The sequence below is a fragment of the Aeromonas sp. QDB56 genome (genome assembly GCF_027705505.1).
GTDB lineage: Bacteria > Pseudomonadota > Gammaproteobacteria > Enterobacterales > Aeromonadaceae > Aeromonas > Aeromonas caviae.
The window spans coordinates 1-1,551 of the sequence record NZ_JAPDBZ010000265.1; the positions used below are offsets into that span (position 1 = coordinate 1).

The window sequence follows — 1,551 nt, forward strand, 5'->3', positions numbered from 1 at the left end:
TGGGGCATGCAGTCGTGGCAAGCCCTCCGATGCCATATCGGCTCTTGAAGCTGGCTGAGGGTCATGGGTAATCAGGATAAGTTAAGTCGTTTACCACTTTGAGACTAAAGGGAAGCGTATAGAATAACAATGTCGTTAATTCATCCGAGTCAGTTCGAACACATGCGACTCGTTGATTTAGAGCTGCTTTGCCCCCTTTCCATCGAGCAACATTGAACTCACCATCCATCCCAATCAGCACATCATTATTTTCAACAATAGCTTCTTGCGGTACATCACCGTCAAAATAAACTGCCGTAAGCTCAGTGTTAATATCACGAATTCTTATCAATGGTACACCAACGTCAGGACTAAATCTCTGAGAATCAAAAGGATATCCCCCAAAGACAACGGCAACATCTTTAACCCGAGAAAGTACCCAATGCTCTGGCACATCCCCCAACCACACCACTCCAGAATCCTTATATTCCGGATAGGGGGGATATTTTCCCGCCAGCCCTTGCTGAGCAGTCGCAACAACTTCGCTCATGAGTGTACCTCCGCCAGCAACTGCATAATCTCCTTGGCGACCGCATCGAGATCGGCGTCGATGGCTGCCAGCTCGCGGGGCGGCTGGTACTGATAGAAGTGGCGGTTAAAGGGGATCTCATAACCGACGATGCCCACCTGACCATCGAGCGGATCGGTTTTGCTGGTGTCAATCCAGGCATCCGGTACATGGGGCAACACCTCACGCTTGAGATACTCATAAATATCTTCCCCGAGCGGCACGTTTTCGTTATCCCGCAGATCCGGGTTGGCTTCCGGCTCGCCCTTGGCTTTACATACCTCGGCAGCGTCGTCCTGCTCAGCCAGATGGCTCACCAGCAGCTTGAAGGCCGGGGCGGGTAGCTTGACCTCACCTAGCAGCTTGGTCAGTTGCTTTTTGAATTTGTCGCGAGAGAGCAACTTGGCCTCAGCGAACTGGCCCAAGGCAGTGAGAATGACAGACTGCAGGGAGCCATCGAGCTTGTCCCAGCCCTTGTCGGCGGTGAGGCTGGCAAGGCGCTCGGCATCCTGTGGGTAGAATGCAAGTTTCAGCGGCCGCTCCACCGTGATACGGCGATAACCGAAGGCGGTGGTGGGGAAGATCTTGGCGATGGGCCCTTCTTCATAACGGCTGGCGAGGCGGACGATTTGCTCAATGGCCTCGTCGCTCAATTGCTTACGCTTGGAGCCCAAGGATTTTCGCATGGGGCTGTGCATGTCGCTGGCGTTGATCAGCAGCACCTTGCCCTTACGCTCGGCCGGTTTGTGGTTCGACAGCACCCAGATATAGGTGGCGATGCCGGTGTTGTAGAACATGTCGGTGGGCAGGGCCACCAGGGTATCGAGCAGGTCGTGTTCCAGAATGTAGCGGCGGATCTCGCTCTCGCCGCTGCCCGCTCCACCGGTAAAGAGCGGGGAGCCGTTGAGGATGATGCCGATCCGGGCACCCTCCGGCTTCATCTTGGCGATCAGATGTTGCAGGAACAAGAGTGAGCCGTCAGAGACACGGGGCAGACCTGCCCC

At 55.1% G+C, this 1,551-nt stretch carries 2 protein-coding genes; both read right to left on the minus strand.

The annotated features are described in order from the left end of the window. Positions 1-61 precede the first annotated feature (61 nt). Positions 62-529: a restriction endonuclease subunit S gene (locus OKB81_RS20285; protein WP_270805427.1), complete on the minus strand. Its 468-nt coding sequence runs from the start codon at positions 527-529 to the stop codon at positions 62-64. Then, the coding region (locus OKB81_RS20290; RefSeq protein WP_270805428.1) for an HsdM family class I SAM-dependent methyltransferase at positions 526-1,551 on the minus strand (1,026 nt) is incomplete at its 5' end. The genes OKB81_RS20290 and OKB81_RS20285, both read right to left, overlap by 4 nt.